Raw genomic sequence first — 17,462 nt, 5'->3', positions numbered from 1 at the left:
TTTTTTAGAATGAGGAAAATTCTAATAAGGACATTTCTATCCTTCTTGTGCTATAATATCACAGTTAAACATTCGAAAAAAGAATATGGAGTGGAATAATGACAAACTTACGTCAAGATCTTCGCAATATCGCAATTATCGCACACGTTGACCATGGTAAAACTACTTTAGTCGACCAATTACTAAAACAATCAGGTACATTCCGTTCAAACGAACGTGTTGAAGAACGTGCAATGGACTCTAACGATATTGAACGCGAACGTGGTATTACGATTTTAGCTAAAAATACAGCAGTAAACTATGAAGGAACTCGTATCAACATCCTTGATACGCCTGGACACGCTGACTTCGGTGGTGAGGTAGAACGTATTTTAAAAATGGTAGATGGCGTTGTACTAGTTGTCGATGCGTATGAGGGTTGTATGCCACAAACACGTTTTGTGTTGAAAAAAGCATTAGAACAACGTTTAACACCAATCGTTGTTGTTAATAAAGTGGACAAAGATTCAGCTCGTCCACTAGAAGTAGTAGATGAAGTACTTGAATTATTCATTGAACTAGGTGCAGATGAAGATCAATTAGACTTCCCTGTTGTCTATGCTTCAGGTGTAAATGGTACAGCTTCTTTAGACGCTGATCCATCTAAGCAAGAAGCGGATATGAAATGTCTATTTGAGAAAATTATCGAAGCTATTCCAGCACCAATTGATAACTCAGAAGAGCCATTACAATTCCAAGTAGCTTTACTTGACTATAATGACTTCGTTGGACGTATCGGTATTGGTCGCGTATTCCGCGGAACAATTTCTGTAGGTCAACAAGTATCTCTTATGAAGTTAGACGGAACAGTGAAAAACTTCCGTGTAACGAAAATCTTTGGTTTCTTCGGCTTAAAACGTGAAGAAGTTGAGACAGCAAAAGCTGGTGACTTAATCGCCGTTTCAGGTATGGAAGACATCAACGTTGGTGAAACAGTTTGCCCTGTTGAGCATCCAGACGCGCTAACGCCATTACGTATTGATGAGCCAACTTTACAAATGACTTTCTTAGTAAATAATTCTCCATTCGCAGGTCGTGAAGGGAAATGGGTTACTTCTCGTAAAGTAGAAGAGCGTTTACGTGCTCAATTACAAACAGACGTATCTTTACGTGTTGAAGATACTGATTCTCCAGATGCTTGGACAGTTTCAGGTCGTGGGGAGCTTCACTTATCTATCCTTATCGAAAACATGCGTCGTGAAGGCTTCGAATTACAAGTGTCAAAACCACAAGTAATCGTGCGTGAAATCGACGGCGTGAAATGTGAACCTTTCGAACGCGTTCAAATCGATGTGCCTGAAGAAAATGTTGGTTCAATTATCGAATCAATTGGTACACGTAAAGGTGAAATGCTTGATATGGTGAACAACGGCAGTGGTCAAGTTCGTTTAACGTTCTTAGTACCAGCTCGTGGATTAATCGGTTATACAACTGAATTCATGTCGATGACAAAAGGTTTCGGTATTATCAACCATACGTTCGATTGCTATCAACCATTAATACCAGGAAAAATCGGTGGCCGTCACCAAGGTGTACTAGTTTCAATGGAAACTGGTAAATCAACAACTTATGGTATGATGCAAATTGAAGACCGTGGTACACTGTTCTTGGAGCCAGGTACAGATATTTACGAAGGTATGATCGTTGGAGAAAATACTCGTGACGCTGATATCACTGTAAACATCACAAAAATGAAACAAAAAACAAACATCCGTTCAGCAAACAAAGACCAAACGAATGTTATTAAAAAGCCACGTATTTTATCACTAGAAGAAGCGCTTGAATACTTAGGTGATGACGAGTATTTAGAAATCACACCAGAATCTATTCGCCTTCGTAAACAAATTCTAGATAAAAACGAACGTGAGAAAGCAGCGAAAAAATTACGTAACGCAGAACAATAATAATTTTCCGCTGACATGAAAGGAAGAGGAGTCTTGGATATAAAGTCCGCTTTATTGGGTGAACTAAATGTTATTCAAGTTGCTGCATCAACAAATTCAGAGGAAACAACAAAGGTTTATGAGAGAATGGCAGGTATAACAAGATTTTTATATGAAAATTTACCGAGCTATGAAATTGCAGGCTTCGTTGTATTTCTCCTTGTATTTGTACTTTCTGCAATTGTCTATAAATTAGGCTTTGCAAAGAAGTTAAAGCTATCTCAAACTATTGTCATTTATGTGTTCTTATTCCTAGGATGTATTATGTTGACATTTTTCGCGTTATTCCTACCTATGATTGAGGGTCTCATCGTAGCGGCGTTAATTTTGATTGTATATAAAACACGTATGTGGCGTGAAAAAAGAGAAGAGCAACAAGCTGCCAACCAATGAGAGTAGCTTGGCTCCTATACCGTGAAACTTGTATTGAGTTTTTAAGTAATAAAACAGCCTTAGCATTAATTTGCTAAGGCTGTTTTATTTGGTATAGTAAAAAAATTTATCGCTTTAAGCAATCTACATATAAACGATTGGCTACGGAACCCATTTTCAATCGATTGTTCTCTCAAATCTAAATTGATTGGCACCGAAATCTTCTAGTGTGAATAAGTTAATGTCGATAGGCTTATTTCATTAATTAAGGAGGAAATGGAATGCGTAGGCTTAAAAAAAGTTTACTATTTAGTGTTATTACTTTATTACTCCTTTCTTTAACAGCGTGTAATAAAACGGAACTAGAAAAAGTCAAAGTTGGAGAAGTGACGCGCTCAATTTTCTATGCGCCGCAGTATGTAGCCCTTGAAAAAGGATTCTTCAAGGATGAAGGGCTTTCCGTTGAGCTACAAACAATTGCGGGCGGGGATAAGACAATGACGGCGTTACTATCTGATGGAATTGATATCGCCTTAGTTGGATCGGAAACTTCTATATATGTAACGCTCCAAGGTGCCAATGACCCGATTCAAAATTTTGCGCAGTTAACACAAACAGATGGAACATTTTTAGTGGCACGCGAAAAGGTGGATAATTTTTCATGGGACCAGTTGAAAGGTTCCACATTTTTAGGGCAGCGTAAAGGTGGAATGCCACAAATGGCAGGTGAATTCGTACTGAAAAAGCATGGCATTGACCCTGCCAATGATTTAAAACTTATTCAAAACATTGATTTTGCTAATATTTCTACAGCCTTTGCATCTGGAACGGGGGATTATGTACAGCTATTTGAGCCAACAGCAAGTATGTTTGAGAAAGAAGGTAAAGGCTATATTGTCGCTTCGTTTGGTACAGAATCTGGGCAATTGCCGTATACATCGTTTATGGCGAAAAGCAGCTATTTAAAGGACGAAGAGAAAACAGTTCAAGGCTTTACAAATGCATTGAAGCGAGCACAGGATTTTGTGCAAAAATCGAGTGCGGCGGAAATAGCGAAAATTATTCAGCCATACTTTGAAAATGTAGATATTGAATTAATCGAAACAGTGGTAGAGCGTTATAAATCACAGGGTTCCTATGCTACAGATTCTATTTTGGATAAGGGGGAATGGGATAACTTGCAAACGATTATGGGAGAAGCGGGTGAACTTCCTCAACGGGTGGATTATGAAAAGCTTGTAAATACAACCTTTGCTAAAAAGGCAGCTGAGTAAGATGGAATTTTTAAAAGTAGAAAATATTCACCATAGTTATTTTTCGAAAACGCAGGCAAAGGAAGTTTTACGTGATATTAATTTAGATATTCGAAAAGGTGAGTTTGTTTCTTTTATAGGACCGAGTGGATGTGGGAAAACAACGTTATTATCAATTATTGCGGGCTTATTTTCGTCTACAGAGGGCAAAGTATACATCGATGGTGAGGAAATTTCAACACACAATCAATCTCTCATTGGCTACATGCTTCAGCAAGATTATTTGTTTCCTTGGAAAACCATCGAAGAAAATGTCACGATCGGTTTGAAAATCATGGAGCGAAGCAATAAAACGCATAAAGTAACTGCAAATGCACTTTTGCAAGAAATTGGTTTACCGCATGTAGGGAACAATTATCCGAGAGAGTTATCGGGTGGCATGCGTCAACGAGTAGCACTTGCAAGAACTTTAGCGGTGGATCCTAAAATTTTATTGCTAGATGAACCGTTTTCAGCACTTGATTATCAGTCTAAATTAAAACTGGAGGATTTGGTTGTTGAAACGTTAAAGGCCTATCAAAAAACGGCAATTCTGGTGACACATGATATTGGTGAAGCCATTGCGATGAGTGAACGCGTATTTCTATTTTCTGCAAATCCAGGTACATTGCATAAAGTATTTGATATACCTTCAGAGTTGCAAGAGCTTTCACCTTTTGATGTTCGACAGCATCCAGCATATTCAGACATATTCCAAATTATTTGGAAGGAGCTGGAGAGTCTTGGATAATACAATGTTTAAACAGTATCAGCAAATGCTAAAAAAAGAAAAGCGCTATGTTCGTTTATATCAGCTTATCATCTTACTTGTATTTTTCGGTGGATGGGAGCTTCTTTCAAGATTTGGATGGATTGACCGTTTAATTTTTAGTTCGCCGACGCATGTATGGCGTACATTAGTAGGAAAAGTGAGTGATGGTACGCTAACCCTTCACGTTGGCGTTACTTTAATGGAAACGATTATTGGTTTTATTGCCGGAACACTACTGGGTACATTAATAGCAACCGTATTGTGGTGGTCATCGATGCTATCAAAGGTACTTGATCCATATTTAGTTATTTTAAACGCTATGCCTAAAGTTGCTTTAGGACCCATTTTAATAGTCGCTCTTGGTCCAGGTTATTTTTCGATAATTGCAATGGGTGCGTTGATATCAATCATTATTACAACCATCGTAGTTTATACGGCTTTTAAAGGGGTGGATCCTAACTACAGCAAAGTGTTACAAACTTTTGGGGCAACCCGGTGGCAAATATTTAAAGAAGTTATTTTACCCGCTTCCTTCCCAACGATTATTTCTACTTTGAAAGTAAATGTAGGCCTGTCTTGGGTAGGTGTTATAGTTGGTGAATTTTTAGTTGCCTCAAAAGGGCTTGGTTATTTAATTATTTATGGCTTCCAAGTGTTTAATTTTAATCTTGTGCTTATGTCACTTCTCATCATCGCCTTTTTTGCGACGATTATGTATCAGGTTGTCGAGTTGATTGAGAAGGCGATTATAAAAAATAATGGATAGATGGTTAAAGGAGGTGTCTCAAATAATGAGTCACCTCCTTCGGCTGATCAGTTAAAACTCTTTATCCATCTGTGGTGAAGTACGATAAAAACGGAAATTTCCGGTTTCAATGCGTGCGACGGTATTATCTTCAATACGGTCATGACATGTTTCACACATATACGTATTAATTGGTCGATTGCGTAATTTTTTTGCTAACGGTAAATTATCATCTAAATTGTTAATAGTATCGCAAATAACGCACTTTACGCGCATTGCATTCCCTCCTACTCAGCACGAATAGCTAATACATTTTTGATAGGGTTGTCTACATTTGAACCGTCTCTAAATAGCACATGAACAGGACCATCTTCCATTAATGGCTTCCCATCTTGGCTATATTTTAAAATTAATGTATAAGCTTCTTCGATTGTAAATGGATATTCTTTGCTATCTTCACATTCAATGACGATTGTTGTTGCTTCAGGTTTAATAACAGCATTTTTCAAGAAGTGACTTAATTCGATTCCGAAAGTGCCTGTTTCCATCCCTTTGCGGTCGAATTTTCGTTCTGATTTCAATGTTGGTGGGAAAGTAGCTCCTTCCATAATCTCACGTGACCAGTGAGCACCTACCTCACGCATATATTTAATATCCGAATCTTCTTCAACTTCTTTTGTGTCGAAGTACGTTTTTAAATCTAATTTACGATCATCGAAAATCCAAACAGTGGGATCTAATGTTAATTGGAATGTAACTGCGCCCTTAATAGGAATTATTGTCTCCATTATAGAAATCCTCCTTAAATCTTGTATATCCATGAAATAGTATAACGCTAATGACTAGAGATAATAAAGAAATATAATTCGATTTCTCTATTTTCCAATGTAGACACTTGCATTTTTAACGACTAAAAGATAAACTTTATTAAGATAGAATCGAAGAAATATCAGATAATGGGGGCGTCCTCATGGATACTAAATCACAAACTTCTTTTCAAGAGAAGGCTTTGGAGCTTTTAGTTGCTGATGCAGATAAAATTGCTCGCCTCATTCGAGTACAAATGGATCATTTAACAATGCCACAATGCCCTCTATATGAAGAAGTATTAGATACACAAATGTTCGGCCTTTCACGTGAAATTGAATTTGCTGTGAAGCTGGGACTCATTGAACGCGAAAAAGGCAAAGAAATTCTCGATTCACTCGAGAAAGAACTTTCTGTACTACATGACGCGTATACAGACAAATAAAAAGAAAAAACTCAAACGCATTTGCGATTTGAGTTTTTTTTCTAGAATGAGGTTTTCCGATGAAACAATACTTAAAACGTTATGCACAAAATTTTGATTATCCGTTGTTTTTTACTGTTCTATTATTAAGCTTATTTGGTTTAGTAATGATTTATAGCTCCAGTATGATGGTGGCGATTGCACAAAAAGGAGAAGCTCCAGATTTCTATTATCACAAGCAAGTAATCAATTTAATTGTAGCTTTTCTTGGATTTTTAGTAGCTGCATTTTTCCCGTATAAACATTATGCGAATAAAAATGTTATGTTGTTACTTACGGCTGTGCTAGTTGTTCTATTTACTTGGGTAAAAGTTGCTGGTAACGGTGATACGGAAGGGATAGGTTCTAAAAGTTGGATACATGTCCCGGGTTTTGGTAATTTTCAACCTTCTGAATATGCGAAGCTATTTATAATTTTATATTTTGCTGCAGCTTTTTATCGGAAAGGACAAAAATATACGCTTGAGAAGCTACAACCAAATGAAATATTTTATCCTATATTCCTCTGGATTCTTGTTGTTGCTGGTGTAGCGTTTGAAACCGACTTGGGAGCAAGTATTATTCTATGTGGAATTGCTGTTTGTGTTGTAGCAGCGAGTGGTATTCCATTTAAAACATTTTGGAAGTTTTTTGGAGTGTTGGGCGCGTTTGGAGGAGTCATCTTTGGTATACTAATGCTGTTTAAAGGAAATATGTTAACGACAAACCGTTTGGGACGTCTTAAATCATTCATTAACCCGTTTGAGTATGAGACTGGTAGTGGTCATCAAGTTGTCAATAGTTATTATGCCATTGGCGGAGGCGGTTTAGAAGGAAGAGGTCTCGGTCAATCGATTCAAAAATTGGGGTATTTGCCTGAACCACAAACCGATTTTATTATGGCAATTATTATGGAGGAACTAGGAATTTGGGGAGTTCTTATCGTTTTAGGTGGTTTAGGGTTTATTGTATATAAAGGATTTTCGATTGCGTTGCGCACGAAAGATCCACTAGCACGTATGATTACGGCTGGTATTGCGAGCTGGATTGGCTGGCAAACGTTTATCAATCTTGGGGGTGTAACTGGGTTAATCCCGTTAACCGGTGTCACGCTACCTTTTATTAGCTATGGTGGGACATCTATAATTATTCTATCTTTAGCGATGGGAATATTAATCAATATTTCTATGTTTGAAAAGGTAGAAAGGAGAAAGACACAATCATAAAGGGGGATATCAATGGAATCAATCAACAAAATTCTCGTAGCCAATCGAGGAGAAATTGCAATTCGTATTTTCCGTGCATGTACGGAGTTGAATATCCAAACTGTAGCCATTTATTCGCGGGAGGACAGTGGGGCATTCCATCGTTTTAAAGCAGATGAAGCCTATTTAGTAGGAGCTGGCAAGAAACCAATTGATGCTTATTTAGATATTGAGGGCATTATTACGATCGCGAAAGATGCTAATGTTGATGCGATTCATCCAGGTTATGGCTTTTTATCAGAAAACGTAGAATTTGCACGTCGATGTGAAGAAGAGGGGATTGTTTTCATTGGACCTACTTCCCAGCATTTAGATATGTTTGGGGATAAGGTGAAGGCGCGTGAACAAGCAATTGCTGCAGGTATTCCTGTTATTCCAGGTACAGATGGTCCAGTAGCTAATTTAGCGGAGGTAGAAGCTTTTGCTAGCGCATATGATTATCCAATTATGATTAAGGCAGCACTAGGCGGCGGTGGTCGAGGAATGCGCCTTGTTCATACAAAAGAGGAGCTAGCGTCCTCCTATGAACGTGCAAAATCAGAGGCGAAAGCAGCATTTGGCTCTGATGAGGTGTATGTAGAAAAGGCGATTATTAAGCCAAAGCATATTGAAGTCCAAATTATTGGCGATCAACAGGGCAATATCATTCATTTATATGAACGTGATTGCTCGATTCAACGTCGACATCAAAAGGTTGTAGAAATCGCACCATCTAATTCAATTTCGGAAGATTTAAGAAACCGAATTTGTGATGCTGCGGTTCAATTAATGAAAAATGTCTCATACATAAATGCAGGGACAGTAGAATTTTTAGTTGCAGGCGATGAGTTTTATTTCATCGAGGTCAACCCTCGTATTCAAGTAGAGCATACGATTACTGAAATGATTACGGGTGTCGATATTGTGCACGCCCAAATTAAAGTGGCAGCAGGGTACGGTCTGCATAGTGAGGAAATCCATATTCCACAACAGGCAGATATTCCAATGATTGGCTATGCGATTCAAGCGCGTGTCACAACGGAAGACCCAGCTAATGATTTTATGCCTGATACAGGGAAGCTTATGGTATATCGTTCAAGCGGTGGTTTTGGCGTTCGATTGGATGCCGGCAATGGCTTCCAAGGAGCTGTTGTAACGCCGTACTATGATTCGCTACTAGTTAAAATTTCAACGACAGGGATGACATTTAAAGAAGCGGCAGCAAAAATGGACCGAAACTTAAAAGAGTTCCGTATTCGTGGGGTTAAAACGAATATTCCATTTTTAAATAATGTCGTAACGCACGAGAAATTTTTAACGGGTGCATTTGATACAAGCTTTATCGATTCAACACCTGAACTATTTAATTTCCCTGAGCGTAAGGACCGTGGGACAAAGCTCTTAAGCTATATTGGCAATGTAACGCTAAATGGCTTCCCTAGTGTAGAAAAGAAATCGAAGCCAATTTTTGTACAGCCGAGCATCCCAAAAGTCGATAAATTAATCGTTCCTCCGGCAGGGACAAAGCAAATTTTAGATGCCCAAGGAGCAGACGGGCTTGTGAAATGGATTTTGGAGCAAGAGGATGTGCTATTAACGGATACAACTTTCCGAGATGCACACCAATCACTTCTTGCAACACGTGTGCGTTCACAGGATATGTTCGAAGTTGCAGATGCAACAGCGCGCATGATGCATGATTTCTTCTCACTTGAAATGTGGGGTGGCGCAACGTTTGATGTGGCGTACCGTTTCTTAAAAGAAGATCCGTGGGAGCGACTTGCTAAGCTACGTGAACAAGTACCGAATGTACTATTCCAAATGTTATTGCGTGGTGCGAATGCAGTTGGCTACACAAATTACCCAGACAATTTAATTCGTGAGTTTATCGCTGAATCAGCGGCATCAGGCATTGATGTATTCCGCATTTTCGATAGCTTGAACTGGATTAAAGGAATGGAAGTAGCCATTGATGCAGCACGTCAATCAGGTAAAATTGCTGAAGCTGCGATTTGTTACACAGGAGATATTTTTGATGAATCAAGAGCGAAATATTCAGTTCAATACTACAAGGAAATGGCAAAAGAGTTAGAGGCAGCAGGTGCCCATATTTTAGCGATAAAAGATATGGCTGGATTATTGAAGCCAGAAGCAGCCTATCGTTTAATTTCAGAGTTGAAAGAGACAACAAGTCTTCCAATCCATCTGCATACACATGATACAAGTGGCAATGGTATTTATTTATATGCCAAGGCGATCGAAGCAGGGGTAGATATCATTGATACGGCACTCGGTTCAATGGCAGGTTTAACATCACAGCCAAGTGCAAACTCCTTGTATTATGCAATGAAGGGCGGTAAGCGCGAGGTTCGTGCTGATATCGATGCGCTTGAAAAATTATCGTACTACTGGGAAGATGTGCGTAAATATTATAAGGATTTTGAAAGCGGCATGATTAGCCCGCATTCTGAAATTTATGTCCATGAAATGCCAGGTGGTCAGTACAGTAACTTGCAACAGCAAGCCAAAGCAGTAGGCCTTGGAGATCGATGGGAAGAAGTGAAGCGTATGTATTCCCGCGTAAACCTTCTTTTTGGCGATATTGTCAAAGTAACCCCATCTTCGAAAGTAGTCGGTGATATGGCGTTATTTATGGTGCAAAATGATTTAGATGAAAACTCTGTCCTGACAAGAGGGGAAACAATCGATTTCCCGGATTCTGTGATTGAATTCTTCCAAGGTTATTTAGGACAACCACATGGTGGCTTCCCAGAGGCACTTCAAAAGGTTGTGTTAAAGGATCGTGAAGCAATTACGGTACGTCCTGGCGAGCTATTAGAGCCTGTGAATTTTGAGCAATTAGAGGCGATACTAGAGGGGAAATTAAATCGTCCCGTGACAAAGCAGGATGTGCTAGCATTTGCTTTGTATCCTAAAGTGTTTGAAGAGTATGCAAAAACAGTGAACTCCTTCGGGAATATTTCGGTATTAGATACGCCAACATTCCTTTACGGGTTAAAACTAGGCGAAGAAATCGAAGTCGAGATTGAAAAAGGAAAAACACTAATCATTAAACTTGTTTCTATTGGAGAACCGCAGCACGATGGTACGCGTGTTATATACTTTGAGCTGAACGGTCAATCTCGTGAACTAGTGATTCAAGATATGACTGTCGAAGTAGATGGCAGTCTGGCATTAAAAGCAGACCCAAGCAATCCAAATCAAATTGGCGCAACGATGCCTGGAACGGTCTTAAAAGTAGTCGTATCGAAAGGAAGCCATGTAAAACGTGGGGATCACTTATTAATTACCGAAGCGATGAAAATGGAAACAACCGTCCAAGCGCCGAAAGACGGTATCGTGAAAGAAGTGTACGCTCATGCGGGCGATGCTATTTCAACAGGTGATTTGTTAATTGAAATCGAATAATTGATAATAAAGAAGGTTATTAGATGGCTTTTACAGCATACTAATAACCTTTTTATCTTTATTCAGCAAATGTTTGTTTTGTGTAGCGAAAGCAAAGCGTCAGTTACAAATGTTTTTGTAGAGATAATACGTCAAAATTTGCTATATTGTAATAATAAACTTGTTGATTTTTTTACACATAAATGGTAGAAGTGATTGCCGAAATAAAAAAGATTCACTACTGAAAAATGTAGCGAATCTTTTTCTACTATTATTTGCTTTTTTCATTATAATTGCTACGTGCAACTAGCATTATCATGTAACAAAGTAGACCAAATAGAATTGAAATGAATAATGAATGAAGTAATGCGACTGTTAAATTCAATTTAGTTAGGACTACTAACATACCTGCGATCATTTGTAAAATTACTATAGTAAAGGCAATAATCCAGCCATAGTAAATAACGCGTTGATTTTTATATTCTTTTACAACGTGCCAAGTTATGTATGCAATCCAAATGAAAAAGATAAGAACTGCTAGGCGATGCCCCATTTGCACCCATTCGTACATATTATTAAACGGTGCGAATGGTGTTTCGTTATAGCAAAATGGCCAGTCAGGACATATTAAGCTAGAATCTGTATGGCGAACAAGCGCCCCTGTATAAACGACTAAATAAGAATAAATTGTGACAGCAATTGTATGCCAACGTAACTTTTTACCAATAAATACGTTATCGGCATCAAATTTCCGATCGACTTCAAATACAATCATAGAAAGAAGGAGCACAGCAGCAAAGGAAATAAGAGATATCCCAAAGTGGAGCGCTAATATGAAATCGCCTTGTCCCCACAACACTTGAGCTGCTCCAATAAGAGCTTGTGCGATTAAGAAAAACATCGCTAAGAAACCTAATAATTTTACTTCTCGAATATGACCGAGTTTACGCCATGTCCAAACCGTTAACGCAAGAATCGAAATAGATACAACGCCAGTTACAAGACGATGAGAAAATTCAATTAAGACTTCTGGTGTTATATCTTTTGGAATAAGAGAACCATTACAATCAGGCCAATTTCGACCACAGCCTAAGCCACTATCTGTTTTGGTAACAAGTGCTCCTCCTAATAAAATAAGGAGCATTCCAACTGTAGCGGCAACAGCAAACCATTTCATATACTTGTTGTGTTGCATAAAATGAGTCACCTACTTTATCTATGAACATTACATGAAAGTAATGTTTCTGCTAATAGATGATATCGAAAATACAGGTAAAAAACAACTTGTAAAGAGTAGGGAGTATTAGATGTCGATTCCATTTCACAAATTGTTCATAATTTCGTACTCTATCCTTCACAATTCATTTTGGAAAATGATTTACTATAGATATGTTGTTTTTATTATATTTCTAGACAAAGCTAATTTTTACAACTTCATCTAAATTTCACTTAATGTCTAGAAATCAATCGCAAATTTCGCTATAGTAATTGGTAGCGGAATATGCTTACAAAAATGAAAGGAGAGGTATCATGTCAAACGGTCGTGCACTGACGGCTACTAGAAATGGTGGACCAGCATCAACATCTGTTGTGAAAGATTTTTTAGCACTGATAAAAATTGGAATTGTTAACTCGAATCTTGTCACAACGTTTACAGGGATGTGGCTGGCATTTCAATTTACTAGTAGACACTTCTTGCAAGAGCTTGATGTCATATTGTTCACCATGCTGGGTGCAGCATTGATTATAGGTGGCTCGGGCGCAATGAATAACTTTATTGATCAGGATATTGACCCAATCATGAAAAGAACGAAGGCAAGACCGACAGTAACGGGTAGATTTAAGCCGAATTTTGTACTGACCATTGCCCTCTCATTTTTAATTGTAGGTGAAATTTTGTTATTTGCGGCATCGTTTGCGGCCGGCATGTGGGGACTTGTAGGAATATTTGCTTATGTTGTTCTGTACTCAATGTGGTCAAAGAGGAAGCATGTTAGTAACACGGTTGTAGGAAGTATTTCGGGGGCAATCCCACCAGTTATTGGGTTTGCAGCTGTTGAGCCTACATTAGGTGCTGGAGCACTTGCCTTATTCCTGATCATGTTTGCATGGCAACCACCGCATTTTTATGCACTTGCTATGAAACGTACTGAGGAATATCGTGCAGCTAATATACCAATGCTACCAGTAGTAAAGGGATTTAAACGAACTAAGTACTCAATGTTATTCTGGATTCTTTTATTATTACCGTTACCTTTCCTTTTACCGGAGCTTGGGATTGGCTTCTTGATTCTTGCGACTGCATTGAACTTGGGCTGGTTGATTCTAGCTTTTAAAGGCTTTACGACAAAAGATGATATGAAATGGGCAAATAAAATGTTTATCTATTCTTTGAATCATATGACCATACTATTTGTATCCATCATAATTTTTGCGTTGTTTAGCTAAATGTAGGAATTCTTTCTTTTCTTAAAGAATTCATATAGACAGAACTGATGTCCTAGGTACACATGAAAATACAACAAAGAAAGAGGGGTTTAATTAAGCTATGATGAAAGGCCTTAAAAAGTGGCGTCTTTTTTCACTACTAGCAGTGATGATGGTTTTCCTTTCTGGTTGTGGTGAAGATTATATTTCTGCACTGAAACCGTCTGGCCAAGTAGGTAAAGAACAATTCAATCTATTAATGCTAGCTACTGGAATTATGACGTTAGTTGTAGTAGTAGTATCCGTTGTCTATTTACTTGCATTCTTAAAATTCCGCCGCGCAAAAGTTGGCGAAAATGTTATTCCTAAGCAAGTAGAAGGAAGTCACACACTTGAAGTGATTTGGACAGTTATACCAATTATTTTATTATTAATCTTAGCTGTACCAGTTGTTACGGCTACTTACAAATTTGCAGATGTTGCTGCGATGGACGAAGTAGATGAAAACGGTGACAAAACAGCACTTACAGTAAATGTAACTGCGAAATTATATTGGTGGGAGTTTGAATACCCTAACCAAGGTATTGTAACGGCACAAGAATTAGTAGTACCAACAGGTCAAAAAGTTTACTTTAACTTAAAAGCTGCCGATGTTAAGCACTCATTCTGGATTCCTGCTGTAGGCGGTAAAATGGATACGAACGTAGATAACTTGAACAAGTTCTATCTAGAATTCGATAAAGAATCAAAAGACCTTAAAGACGGCGTATTCTATGGTAAATGTGCTGAGTTATGTGGTCCTTCACATGCATTAATGGACTTCAAAGTTAAAGCATTAAGCCCAGATGCATTCGATACATGGGTAGCTTCAATGAAAGCAACAGACGGGAAAAAGGCTGACAAAGCTTCAACAGATCTAGGGGAAGCAACATTTGCTCAGAGCTGTATGGGTTGTCATGCTGTATCAGGTACAAGTGGTGCAGGCACACCAGGTCCTAACTTAACTACTTTTGGTGACCGTAACCGTGTTGCTGGTTTCTTAGAACACAATGAAGAAAACTTAAAAGATTGGATTAAAGATCCTGGCAAATTCAAACCAGGTAACTTAATGATGAATCCAGAAGGTACTGCGCCAATTTATGGCGACTTAACTGATGAAGAAATTCAAGCTCTTGCAACGTATATCATGGGCTTATCTGTAGAGAAATAATTTTAACTTATTTCAGCAGAATCTCCCACCTCTTTAGTGGTGAGATGAATGCGAATGTAAGTTTTTTTTCAGAGGGTGTCCAAACGCCCGCTGAAAGAAGTTAAAGCCTCCGGCGGATGTCATGGAATCGGAAAGGAGTTTTTTGTGCAAGCACAAAGCCGATTCCAGACGCAATTATGCCAAGGCACAATTGATGTTTTATGTAACAAACTTTGAGGGAGGTAAAAGTTGTGAGCTCATACACACAGAAAAAGGGCTTTGGAGCAACTGTCTGGGACTACATTACAACTGTTGACCATAAAAAGTTAGCAGTAATGTATTTATTAGCCGGTACACTGTTCTTTGCTATCGCTGGTTTTGAAGCGTTATTAATGCGTATTCAATTAATGAAACCAAATAACGACTTCGTATCAGCTGGTTTTTTCAATGAATTATTAACAATGCACGGAACAACAATGTTATTCCTAGCTGCGACTCCATTACTATTCGCATTTATGAACATGCTTGTACCATTACAAATTGGTGCACGTGACGTAGCATTCCCGTTCCTTAACTCTTTAGGGTTCTGGTTATTCTTCCTAGGTGCAGTATTCCTTCACCTATCATTCTTTATGGGTGGCGCTCCTGATGCGGGTTGGACGTCTTATGCATCATTATCTTTATATTCTCCTGGACATGGTATTGACTTCTATGTTCTCGGTTTACAAATATCAGGTGCAGGTACGTTAATTTCAGGTCTTAACTTTATCGTTACGATTATTACAATGCGTGCTCCAGGTATGACATTTATGCGTATGCCATTATTCACTTGGACTTCTCTAGTATCAAGTGCATTAATCCTATTCGCATTCCCTCCATTAACAATTGGTTTATTAATGATGTTATTTGACCGTATGTTCGGTGGTAACTTCTTTGACCATTTAATGGGTGGTAACACAATTATTTGGGAACACTTATTCTGGATCTTTGGACACCCAGAAGTTTATATCTTAGTATTACCAGCGTTCGGTTTATTCTCTGAGATTATTCCAGCGTTCTCTCGTAAGCGTTTATTCGGATACTCTTCAATGGTATTCGCAACAATTTTAATCGGTTTCTTAGGGTTCATGGTTTGGGCTCACCACATGTTTACAGTTGGTCTTGGGCCAACAGCTAACGCAATCTTTGCTGTTGCAACAATGGCGATTGCGGTTCCAACAGGTATGAAAGTATTCAACTGGATCTTAACTATTTGGGGCGGATCTATTAAAGTTACAACACCAATGCTTTATGCACTTGGTTTCATCCCGTCATTCGTTGCGGGTGGTGTTACAGGGGTAATGCAAGCATCTGCACCTCTTGACTACCAATTACACGATTCTTACTTTATCGTTGCTCACTTCCACTACGTAATCGTTGGTGGTATCGTAACAGCGTTATTTGGTTCAGCGCACTTCTACTGGCCAATTTTCTTCAACCGTATGTTAAACGAAACACTTGGTAAAATTACTTTCTGGGTATTCTTTATCGGATTCCATTTAACGTTCTTCGTTCAACACTTCTTAGGTTTAATGGGTATGCCACGTCGCGTATTCACTTACATGGAAGGTCAAGGTTGGGATCAGTTCAACTATATCTCTACAATCGGTGCATTAATGATGGGTGTAGGGGTTATCTTAATGGTAATCAACTGCTTAATGTCAATCAAAGGCAAACCAGCAGGTCGCGATCCATGGGGCGATGGACGTACTTTAGAATGGTCAATTCCACAACCAATCCCATTCTATAACTTCCGTCAAACACCTCTTGTTCGTGGTTTAGATCCTTGGTGGATTGAAAAGCAAGAAGGTAATAAAGAAGTTACATTTGCTGAGCCAATCGGTGATATTCATATGCCAAACAACTCAGCTATCCCATTTGTTATTTCGATGGGTATGTTTATCGCAGCATTCGGTGCTCTTTACAATCCAGATGCAGATAAACCATGGTCAATTTATATTTTAATTGCTGGTCTTGCAATTACATTTGGTGCTATGATTTTCCGTTCTGTTAAGGACGATCACGGCTTCCACTTACACAAAGAAGAAATTCTTGAAATTGAAGAACATCTTTACGGCAAAGGAGGAAATAAATAATGGATTTCAATACTAAATTTACTCCTCATACTTGGCCAGATCATCCTGAACAAGCTACGATGGAAGGGAAAAATAAAGTTGTTGGTTTCTGGATTTTCCTTGCCTGTGAAGTTGTGCTTTTCGCAAGTTTATTCGCTACTTACTTAGCGCTTAAGAACAAAGGGCCAGCTGGCATGGAGTTCACAACACAAAGTTTATTTGAATTACCTTTAGCTTTCGCTATGACGATGTTATTATTAACATCTTCACTAACGTCTGTTTATGCCATTTACCACATGCGTAACTTTAACTTTAAGGCAATGCAAACTTGGCTTGGTATAACATTACTTTTAGGTCTTGGATTCTTAGGTCTTGAAATTTATGAATTCAATCATTATGTAGGTCTTGGTTTTACATTTGACCAATCTGCATTCTCAACTGCGTTTTATTCATTAGTTGGTACACATGGTTTCCACGTAACATTAGGTCTTGTGTGGATTGCTACGTTAATGCTTCGTAATGCTAAGCGTGGTCTTAACTTATACAATGCACCTAAATTCTTCGTGGCTGCATTATACTGGCACTTTATCGACGTAGTTTGGGTATTCATCTTTACAGTAGTTTACTTGATGGGAGTGATCGGATAA

The 17,462-nt window shown here is 38.5% G+C and carries 15 protein-coding genes; 12 read left to right on the top strand and 3 right to left on the bottom strand.

Annotated elements, in window-relative coordinates; translation table 11 throughout:
* Positions 1-98 precede the first annotated feature (98 nt).
* The 5 genes from typA to ABNX05_RS06300 all read left to right on the top strand — a co-directional run bounded on the left by typA (position 99) and on the right by ABNX05_RS06300 (position 5,184).
* A complete protein-coding gene (gene typA / locus ABNX05_RS06320) occupies positions 99-1,943 on the top strand; it encodes a translational GTPase TypA (protein WP_349658964.1) in 1,845 nt (614 codons plus the stop codon).
* Between the two features lie 33 nt (positions 1,944-1,976).
* Positions 1,977-2,375: a YlaH-like family protein gene (locus tag ABNX05_RS06315; protein ID WP_349658963.1), complete on the top strand. Its 399-nt coding sequence runs from the start codon at positions 1,977-1,979 to the stop codon at positions 2,373-2,375.
* Positions 2,376-2,635: 260 nt separating this feature from the next.
* Positions 2,636-3,628, top strand: a complete 993-nt coding sequence (locus tag ABNX05_RS06310) for an ABC transporter substrate-binding protein (protein WP_349658962.1) — start codon at positions 2,636-2,638, stop codon at positions 3,626-3,628.
* A 1-nt stretch (position 3,629) separates the two neighbouring features.
* Positions 3,630-4,397 carry an ABC transporter ATP-binding protein gene (locus ABNX05_RS06305; RefSeq protein WP_349658961.1) on the top strand — a complete coding sequence of 256 codons (768 nt, stop codon included), beginning with the start codon at positions 3,630-3,632 and terminating at the stop codon, positions 4,395-4,397.
* On the top strand, positions 4,390-5,184 hold the full coding sequence (locus ABNX05_RS06300; RefSeq protein ID WP_349658960.1) for an ABC transporter permease: 795 nt from the start codon (positions 4,390-4,392) through the stop codon (positions 5,182-5,184). Before ABNX05_RS06305 ends, ABNX05_RS06300 begins: the two co-directional genes overlap by 8 nt.
* Before the next feature lie 51 nt (positions 5,185-5,235).
* On the opposite strand, the gene ABNX05_RS06295 is transcribed toward ABNX05_RS06300, so the two are convergent.
* Both ABNX05_RS06295 and ABNX05_RS06290 read right to left on the bottom strand, forming a co-directional pair.
* Positions 5,236-5,439 carry a YlaI family protein gene (locus tag ABNX05_RS06295; RefSeq protein ID WP_349658959.1) on the bottom strand — a complete coding sequence of 68 codons (204 nt, stop codon included), beginning with the start codon at positions 5,437-5,439 and terminating at the stop codon, positions 5,236-5,238.
* 11 nt (positions 5,440-5,450) lie between these two features.
* Positions 5,451-5,951 carry a peptidyl-prolyl cis-trans isomerase gene (locus tag ABNX05_RS06290; protein WP_349658958.1) on the bottom strand — a complete coding sequence of 167 codons (501 nt, stop codon included), beginning with the start codon at positions 5,949-5,951 and terminating at the stop codon, positions 5,451-5,453.
* Between the two features lie 182 nt (positions 5,952-6,133).
* Between ABNX05_RS06290 and ABNX05_RS06285 the strand changes: the two genes are divergently transcribed.
* The 3 genes from ABNX05_RS06285 to pyc are packed head-to-tail and all read left to right on the top strand — an operon-like array spanning position 6,134 to position 11,106.
* Entirely contained in the window at positions 6,134-6,415 is a 282-nt protein-coding gene (locus tag ABNX05_RS06285; RefSeq protein ID WP_079559730.1) for an Fpa/YlaN family protein, read from the top strand.
* 59 nt (positions 6,416-6,474) lie between these two features.
* A complete protein-coding gene (locus ABNX05_RS06280) occupies positions 6,475-7,659 on the top strand; it encodes an FtsW/RodA/SpoVE family cell cycle protein (protein WP_349658957.1) in 1,185 nt (394 codons plus the stop codon).
* 12 nt (positions 7,660-7,671) lie between these two features.
* Positions 7,672-11,106, top strand: a complete 3,435-nt coding sequence (gene pyc / locus ABNX05_RS06275; protein ID WP_349658956.1) for a pyruvate carboxylase — start codon at positions 7,672-7,674, stop codon at positions 11,104-11,106.
* Positions 11,107-11,356: 250 nt separating this feature from the next.
* Here the strand turns inward: pyc and ABNX05_RS06270 are convergent, their stop codons facing one another.
* Positions 11,357-12,280, bottom strand: coding sequence for a COX15/CtaA family protein (locus ABNX05_RS06270; protein ID WP_349658955.1), 924 nt, complete (start codon positions 12,278-12,280; stop codon positions 11,357-11,359).
* A 335-nt stretch (positions 12,281-12,615) separates the two neighbouring features.
* Here ABNX05_RS06270 and cyoE point away from each other — a divergent pair, with 335 nt between their 5' ends.
* The 4 genes from cyoE (at position 12,616) to ABNX05_RS06250 (ending at position 17,462) form a co-directional block, all read left to right on the top strand.
* On the top strand, positions 12,616-13,533 hold the full coding sequence (gene cyoE, locus ABNX05_RS06265) for a heme o synthase (RefSeq protein WP_079559734.1): 918 nt from the start codon (positions 12,616-12,618) through the stop codon (positions 13,531-13,533).
* 100 nt (positions 13,534-13,633) lie between these two features.
* Positions 13,634-14,722, top strand: a complete 1,089-nt coding sequence (gene coxB / locus ABNX05_RS06260; protein ID WP_349658954.1) for a cytochrome c oxidase subunit II — start codon at positions 13,634-13,636, stop codon at positions 14,720-14,722.
* A 230-nt stretch (positions 14,723-14,952) separates the two neighbouring features.
* Complete coding sequence (gene ctaD / locus ABNX05_RS06255) at positions 14,953-16,836, top strand: cytochrome c oxidase subunit I (protein WP_197141718.1); 1,884 nt, start codon at positions 14,953-14,955, stop codon at positions 16,834-16,836.
* Positions 16,836-17,462, top strand: coding sequence for a cytochrome c oxidase subunit 3 (locus ABNX05_RS06250; RefSeq protein ID WP_197141720.1), 627 nt, complete (start codon positions 16,836-16,838; stop codon positions 17,460-17,462). Before ctaD ends, ABNX05_RS06250 begins: the two co-directional genes overlap by 1 nt.

It is taken from the genome of Lysinibacillus zambalensis (assembly GCF_040183165.1).
Lineage (GTDB): Bacteria > Bacillota > Bacilli > Bacillales_A > Planococcaceae > Lysinibacillus > Lysinibacillus zambalensis.
This window is presented reverse-complemented; position numbering and strand designations above follow the sequence as displayed.

Excerpts from the sequence above, each read along its gene's own strand:
- ABNX05_RS06270 (WP_349658955.1), bottom strand. The coding sequence starts at position 12,280 with ATGCAACACAACAAGTATATGAAATGGTTTGCTGTTGCCGCTACAGTT.
- pyc (WP_349658956.1), top strand. The coding sequence starts at position 7,672 with ATGGAATCAATCAACAAAATTCTCGTAGCCAATCGAGGAGAAATTGCA.
- ABNX05_RS06310 (WP_349658962.1), top strand. The coding sequence starts at position 2,636 with ATGCGTAGGCTTAAAAAAAGTTTACTATTTAGTGTTATTACTTTATTA.
- typA (WP_349658964.1), top strand. The coding sequence starts at position 99 with ATGACAAACTTACGTCAAGATCTTCGCAATATCGCAATTATCGCACAC.
- cyoE (WP_079559734.1), top strand. The coding sequence starts at position 12,616 with ATGTCAAACGGTCGTGCACTGACGGCTACTAGAAATGGTGGACCAGCA.
- coxB (WP_349658954.1), top strand. The coding sequence starts at position 13,634 with ATGATGAAAGGCCTTAAAAAGTGGCGTCTTTTTTCACTACTAGCAGTG.
- ABNX05_RS06290 (WP_349658958.1), bottom strand. The coding sequence starts at position 5,951 with ATGGAGACAATAATTCCTATTAAGGGCGCAGTTACATTCCAATTAACA.
- ABNX05_RS06295 (WP_349658959.1), bottom strand. The coding sequence starts at position 5,439 with ATGCGCGTAAAGTGCGTTATTTGCGATACTATTAACAATTTAGATGAT.
- ABNX05_RS06285 (WP_079559730.1), top strand. The coding sequence starts at position 6,134 with ATGGATACTAAATCACAAACTTCTTTTCAAGAGAAGGCTTTGGAGCTT.
- ABNX05_RS06250 (WP_197141720.1), top strand. The coding sequence starts at position 16,836 with ATGGATTTCAATACTAAATTTACTCCTCATACTTGGCCAGATCATCCT.
- ABNX05_RS06280 (WP_349658957.1), top strand. The coding sequence starts at position 6,475 with ATGAAACAATACTTAAAACGTTATGCACAAAATTTTGATTATCCGTTG.
- ABNX05_RS06305 (WP_349658961.1), top strand. The coding sequence starts at position 3,630 with ATGGAATTTTTAAAAGTAGAAAATATTCACCATAGTTATTTTTCGAAA.